Here is a 7,848-nt window from a genome sequence, read left to right on the forward strand (position 1 = left end):
CCGTCTCCATTTACAACATCTCCATTGCCTAAATTTGTAGTTGGGCTTACTCCTGCTTCGTATGCATCTGTACATCCATCTCCATCAGAATCTAAATCTAAATGGTTATATATTCCATCTCCATCATCATCACACGTTGGTACAACTAAAGATTCTATTGCAGAAAATGGTAATATTGATGATGCTTGGTTTAATGTCATTGTTAACTGACCTGCAACACCTTGATCAGTACTCATTATAACCATAGGAACCAACTTTCCACTTTGCGACCCTGATATTGTTAATTGGGCTGTAACTGTTGGAGTCGGATTTTCATTTACAATTTCAGCAACCAATTTAAGATCATTTGTATCATATGATACATTAGATATTGGATCTGCTATTCCATCGCTATCTTCATCCCAAATTTTAGTAACTGCATTGTAAGTACCAATACCATTAGGCACAGGTAAATATACTGCATGACTGGAAAAACCTGTAACTGCAAGATCTATAGTAAAATCTACCCCTCCTTCTGGAATATAAATATAAGTTTTCATGATTCTCCATGCTGTAATCTGACCAGTAGTACCCACATCAGAAAACGTAATATTTGTTACACCTGTAAAACTACCTGTTTCAACAACATCTGTAAGAACACTGTTAAAAGCACTCCCATTAAATCTAGAAACTGGCTCCAAAACTTCTCCAAAATTTGCTAGAGGAGCTGTTTGAAAATCTATAATACCTTGATGCGGATTGGCTGTATCATAATTTACACCAGTGGATCCATTATTTTGATCTTGGAAGTTACCTGTTGCTCTCCATTCATCATAAAACAAATCACTATTAGTTGCAGCTAAAGCAGCAATTTCAGATGTTGTAAAATAAATAGAACATTCATTTGTATCTAAAACACCATCGTTGTCATCATCTATATCATCTTCATCTGGAATTCCGTCATCATCTGTATCAATAACAGCAACTGCTGGACCTGTTGGGTCAGTAATAAAACCATCTTCAATAGTATCATCTCCAACTAGTCCATCGGTAAGCGTGTAATTTACTGTTGGCACTAAAACTGTATCTATAGTTTTAGTTCCTATTGTTGATGTAAATTCTTTATAAGAATTATCTGTTAAACCTGGTGCAGATGGTCCAAATTTTCGGTATGTTTCTATATTTGATATACCATGCCAATAAATTTTTACTGCTGCTGATTCTCCTAACGATATACACTCTAAAGTATAATCAACTAAACCTAAGGGATAGTCATTTAAAGGATCTAAAAAAGGTAATTCAGACTCTAATAACACCTCCATGTTAATAATTTTATTACAGTCTCCAGAAACTTCTAAGGTTACATAAATTCCAGTATTTGTTGCGTCTAACATAGAAGCTACATTAGATTGTGTAGAATCTAAGATTCCATCACCATTGGCATCTCCACCATTTGGACCAGCATCTTCAATTATATTATTTACACCATCGCCATCATCATCTTGTAAACAATTAGCAATTGCTTGATCTAAAGCATTTGTAGTATACGTTGAAGTATAAGTAATTATACCATCGTCATTTGTTTCTACTGCATCAGACAAACCATTTACTCCATATGGAGCTGCGGCTATAGCATTATCAGCACTTACCGTTGTATTAGTTGTTCCATCTCCATTTACAAGATTACCTGAAGATAAAGTTCCTGTCACTCCTGACTCTATTGCATCAGGACATCCATCTCCGTCTGAATCTAAATCTAAATGATTTGGAACACCATCATTGTCTAAATCACAAGTTAAAGAAATAGCACTACCTCCAAACACCAACCTAAATTCATTAAGAGACATATTATATGAAAGGCTTGCTCCTACCCAATTAACATCTTCCGTAGAAATCCAATTTGTACCACTATTTTGTGCATCTAAGCTACTATTTTGGTTATACCAACCATTCTGACTTGTAATTTTAATTTGTGTAACTTGGTCAAAAGATCTTTCAAATGAAAACAACTGTCCGTAATTACGAGAATCTCCAGTTGTAGGTTGATCGGTTTGAAAAACACCAGAAGTCCATACACCTCCACTGTAGGTCACTTCTACAATAAAATCACGTATTGGACCGTCTCCACTAGGTGGAGCTATCACTGGAGCCCACAAAGCAATACCAGTAACTCCATTGTTGTTTGGCGCAGATGGAGTCACTATCAGTTCGTTCTCAAAGTGACCGTCCAATGGTGTTGTATTTCCAAACTCTCCTTCTAATTCTTCTCTCCAAAGCATAGAGTTTCCAGACACAGTACTTGTGAGATCTGTGATGTTATTATTTACCAAATTAGCAACACTATTAGCATACAAAGGATAAGATTGCTGGTCAATAGCATTAAAGTCACCTGCGGCTAAAGCTACTAGTGTTTGTGGTATATCCGGACATTCAACTAAATCTAAAATACCATCATTGTCATCATCTAAATCAACTGAATCTTGCACAGTATCACAATCACTATCTAAACTAACCGTTACTTCTGTTGTTCCTGTTCCATTTACTCCTGAATAACAAGTGTTTGCTGCATTGTAAAACGCCGCATAGTAAGTTCCCGACGAGACTGCTGTTGTATTTGCAATTAAATTACTACTTGTTGCCGGTGTACCTGTATGCCATGTTAATACAGTATTGGCTGGATTATTACTTGCCGTAATACTTGTTAAATCTACCGTAATTAAAGGACAACTATTTGTTACTACAGTAGTAGCAAAATTAGGAGTATTTACACCTGCAGGGCATGCATTACAGTATTCTTCAAATATTTGAACCGCATCAAATAAAGTAATGGTATTTTCTGGAGTATTTGTTGCTGTAAACCTAACATATTTATAATTACCTGTTAAACTACTTGGCACTGTATATTGCAAGGTAGTATATGTTGTACTTCCTATATTTTGATTGGCAGACTCTGCTGTCCATACATTATTATCTTCTGAAAATGCAATGGTAAAATCCCCTTCAAAATTAGCAGAATACTGACGAGCATACATTGTTAATATAGAGCCTCCACTAAATGCTTCTGCATACTCTAGTACTACTGCTGGATTAGCTGATGTATATCCTAACGCAATTCTATTGGCTACTGTATTTCCTCCATTTTCATCTGGAGCTCCTGTAACACCAGTGTCACTTCCCCAATTACTAGCCCCATTACCTGAAGCTGATATTACATATTGTTCTGAAGCTATTTTTCCATATAAACACTCTACCCTCCATAACACATCAAATACATTATTTGAATATGTTCCTAAAACATCTGTTATATTGGCATTTATAGGTCCAAAATTATTATCATCAGTATCAACAGCATCATCTAATCCATCTCCATCATTGTCATTATTTGCTAATGTTATTCCTGCTTCTGTAGTATCATCTGTTTGTGCGTTGTCAGAATCTGTGTCTAAAAAATCTGATGCTCCATCCTCATCTGTATCAACAGGTGTTAATCCATTAGTAGCTAGATAAGCGGAATTTAGTCCATTATTTGTAGCATACGCTGTCGCGCTGTCAGTTGCTGGTTGAATATATTCCGAAGTAGTTTGCGCTTCTATATTATCTGGTATTCCATCTCCATCAGAATCTAAATCTAAATGATTTGGAACGCCATCATTATCAGCATCAACTCCACAACCAAAAGAAATATCAATTATTGCACCAGCATGTAGACCCAATGATAAAATTCCTATTACAAATGTATGTGTTGTTGCAGTTGGTGTAAATGTAAATACATGAGTATGCCAATTAGGATCGTTTGAAGCTGCTTCACTAAATGTTGGTGTTTGAAGAATTTGACTACCCAAACTTGCTTGAATAACAGCATCTTTATTATAAGTACCTGCTGCCTTAGAATATTTATAAGCAATCTCTAAATCATAAGCTTGCCCAACTACTAAGCCTGTTACCTCTTGCTCTATTGTTTCTCCCCAATTTAAACCTCCTGAAGAAAACAAAACCACATCTCCTCCAAAAGGAGAGCCTGGTTGGTGTTCTAAATCCCATATGGTAGAAACTCCTGGCGTAGCAAAATCTGCACTTGGCCTAGAATGAACCCAAGGGGAAATATCATTTGTTCCATTTTGCGTAACTCCTGCAATATCTATCTGCTCTTCAAAACCTAAATCTTGCAAAGGGAGCACAGGATTTGTCATTTGACTAGCAGGATAATAACAACCTTCATTTATATCTAAAATACCATCATTATCATCATCTAAGTCATTCTCATTACACACCCCATCTCCATCAAAATCATCTCCAGTACCTGTACCTCCAACAGTACCTGCACAGGTTGCAAACTGACTAAGGGTAGTTACGGTATTTTTATTTGAAACATAAAAAGTATTTTCATAAAATGTTTCTTCAAAAGCCACATAGGCTTCATCTGAAAATTCTGAAATTATTCCATTAAATTCTTGAGATAATGTTTCTTGAGATTGAAGAGTAAAAATTGCAAAAAATAGAACTAAACCATTTATTACATTTTTTAAATTTATTTTTCCTACGTATATATTATTAAATATAGGTAACATTGATTTCATAAGCATTGGGGAATTAATACACCAAAAACAAACTTAAATTGCCTTTTTTTGGATAATATTTATATAATTAATTGTCTATATATTCATTATAAATTTTCTATTTGTAAACTCGCTTTATATTTTTCTTTCTTGCTTTGAATATCTATTTATACTAAAATAGTTCATTACAGATTTTGTAAACAAAATCTGTAATGTATTATTAGATAGATTAAATATTAACAATATTCTTATATTAAGATTTTATAGAGTATTAAAATACTCTATATGTATGACTACAGATCTTTATATAAAAATGGAAAAATCAATTTTTTTTTAGTTGTTTCATTATTAGAAACAAACATTTAGTGATTAAATTTAATATAAATCAAATCCACTAAATGCTTTTATATAGGGCGTAAAACACATTTAAATTGACCGAAAAATGAATTTTTAAGGTTTTGTACAAGTGTATTACACTTTACCTACAAGGTAAATATATACTATTTATTTTAATAAAAAAAAGAAAAATATAATTTATATGATATTAAATTGTAAATTTTTATCTAATTATCATTATTTATAGTAAATATTATCTAATTATCATTATTTGGTGTTGAGTCTTTATCTTTTAAAGGCAAACTGTATATTTCTGCTTTATTGGTTATAATAGGACCAACTGTATTTACTGTTGCAGCTATTTTTAACGTTACCGTACCACCTGATGCTATTGTTAAACTGCTTAAATCCCAAATACCTGTTGATGCTACATAGGTTGTATTATTTGGTATATCTGAGCTTGTTTCTACATAGGTTAAACCTGTAGGCAACACATCTATTACCTGAACACCGGTTACACTTCTTGCTGTGTTGTTGGTTACTACAATAGTAAAAACAACTTCATCGCCTAACTTTGGTATTACTTTATCTACAGTTTTTGTTAAACTAACATCTATTTCACATAATAGAACGGTATTGTCTAAGGAGTTTACAGTATAGGTAGAAGTGTAACCTGGCACACCATCTAATGGACTACCATTTGCTGTATCTACAATATCTGCCAAACCATCTCCATTTGTATCCCAATTTGCATCTGTGGTTGGAAAAACATAGCCTGTTGTGCCATCTGTGGTTGCTCCAGCTTCAAAGGCATCGGAACATTCGTCGCCATCACTATCTGAATCAAAATAATCTGGTGTTCCATCATCATCCGTATCACAGGGTACTACAAAGTAAGGTGTAATGTTTTCAGTAACATTTCCTCCATTTAAAGCATATGTCGTATAGCCATAACTTAGAATGGGTTTTGTTCTGTCTACATTAATAAAGGCTAAATCAGCCGTTCCTTGACTAACACCTGTTGTAACAGAAGTTATATTATGTATCACTCCTCCTGTTTCGGTTCCCTTTACTATATATGTATTGTTTTCCAGTGTAAAATCTACATTAAGTTGTCTTGACCCATCTGCATAGATGATAAAGAAATTACCGAATCGACTAGGAGCATCCATACCAGATAATTGAAAATCTATGCCATTTGAAGATAGGTATACCGGCTCAGAAAAATTAATGGCTATTTCTTTCCCTATGGCATTTGTGGCATTACCAAAATGCCAACTTATTCTCCATAGATTAGGACTAGGGTTATTGGTAAGGGTTATATGCTGTACGTCCATACCATTAATTTCTGTTGCAGATTGTGGGCTAGCTGCCCAGGCTCTTGTAGATACATTGTCTATGCATATTTCGTCTGCATCTAAAATACCATCATTATCATCGTCTAAATCACAATTATCTCCTACTCCATCTGCATCATTATCACTAAATAATGTACTGGCTGCATTACATGAATCACATTCGTCGGATTGAACAGACGCATCTCTCGAACTTATATTTGATTGACCTCCATTGGCTGCTGTAGGTACTCCGTCTGTATCTACATCTGTGATTGTTAGTGCTGTAGTAGTTTCTAAATTGTTATAAGTAAATCCGCCATTACCTTCTAAAGCATCTGGACATCCATCGCCGTCTGAGTCTAAATCTAAACTATTTATAAAACCATCTTGGTCTGAGTCTAAACACGCACTAAGACCAAAAGTATAATTACTGCTTGTACCTGTTGTTGAGCCTATTACTCTAAAACTAGACGCAGGCCCATTAGAGCGCCAAATAAATCTATCTCCATTTAAATTGTCAGACGTACCCGTACCGTCCTCAGTGACTAAGTAGGTATTAGTAGCTGCATCATAAGAAGATACAAATCCTGCTTCTAATGTAGATGTTAAATCATAAGAAGCTCCATCTAAAGCTATAAAGCCCTCAGATAAACCGTCTGGTAAAACTCCCCCATGGTTGACCTGAACTTTTACAGTATGTGCCAATGTTCCTGTAAGTGTATAAGTGGTAAACTCCGTAGAAGATACAGAAAGAGCTCCTGTTGTTGTACTTGGGCTGATTAAGTTTTCATATTCTATGATTACGCTTCCTGTGGGTAGCCCAAGGTCTGCACTGGCATCGTAAGAACCTGATGGTACTGTGACTATATCATTGGTTAACCCCAATTGAGAGAATCCTACATAATTTTTTATACCTGAAAAGCATCCGTTTTCTTTAGTATCTAAAATACCGTCGTTGTCATTGTCTAAATCACAAGCATCTCCTACTCCATCTGCATCAATATCACTAAATAATGTACTGGCTGCATTACAAGAATCACATTCGTCTGATTGTACATTTGCATCTGTAGCGCTTACATCTGCTTGACCTCCATTGGCTGCTGTAGGTACTCCGTCTGTATCTACATCTGTGATTGTTAGTGCTGTAGTAGACTCTAAATTGTTATAAGTAAATCCGCCATCACCTTCTAAGGCATCTGGACATCCATCGCCGTCTGAGTCTAAGTCTAAACTATTTATTATACCATCATTATCAGTATCTAAACAGGTGTTAAGAGAAAAATAATAGTTACTAGTTGGAGTTGATGCTGAACCTATGGTCTTAAAACTAGAAGCTGGTCCATTAGAAACCCATATATATCCACTTCCATTAGAGTTGTCCGAAGTATTTGTGCCATCTTCTGTTACTAAGTAGGTATTAGTAACCGCATCATAAGAAGATACAAAACCTGGTTCTAAAGTAGGGGTAAAATCATAAGAAGCACCATCTAAAGCCACAAATCCTTCAGATGTACCATCTGCCAAAAACGCACCATGACTGATTAGAACTTTTACGGTATGGGATAGTGTACCTGTAAGTGTAAAAGTGGTGTTTAAGGTCGTAGATACGGTATAGCGACCAGCTGTTGCTGATGTATTTA

General features: G+C 35.0%; 2 protein-coding genes. Both read right to left on the minus strand.

Features of this window, described 5'->3' with window-relative positions; translation table 11 throughout:
• A partial coding sequence (locus Q0733_RS12520) for a choice-of-anchor U domain-containing protein (protein WP_298782611.1) occupies window positions 1-4,556 on the minus strand: 4,556 nt, incomplete at its 3' end.
• Window positions 4,557-5,128: 572 nt separating this feature from the next.
• A partial coding sequence (locus Q0733_RS12525) for a hypothetical protein (RefSeq protein WP_298782613.1) occupies window positions 5,129-7,848 on the minus strand: 2,720 nt, incomplete at its 5' end.

The organism is uncultured Polaribacter sp. (assembly GCF_947500975.1).
Lineage (GTDB): Bacteria > Bacteroidota > Bacteroidia > Flavobacteriales > Flavobacteriaceae > Polaribacter.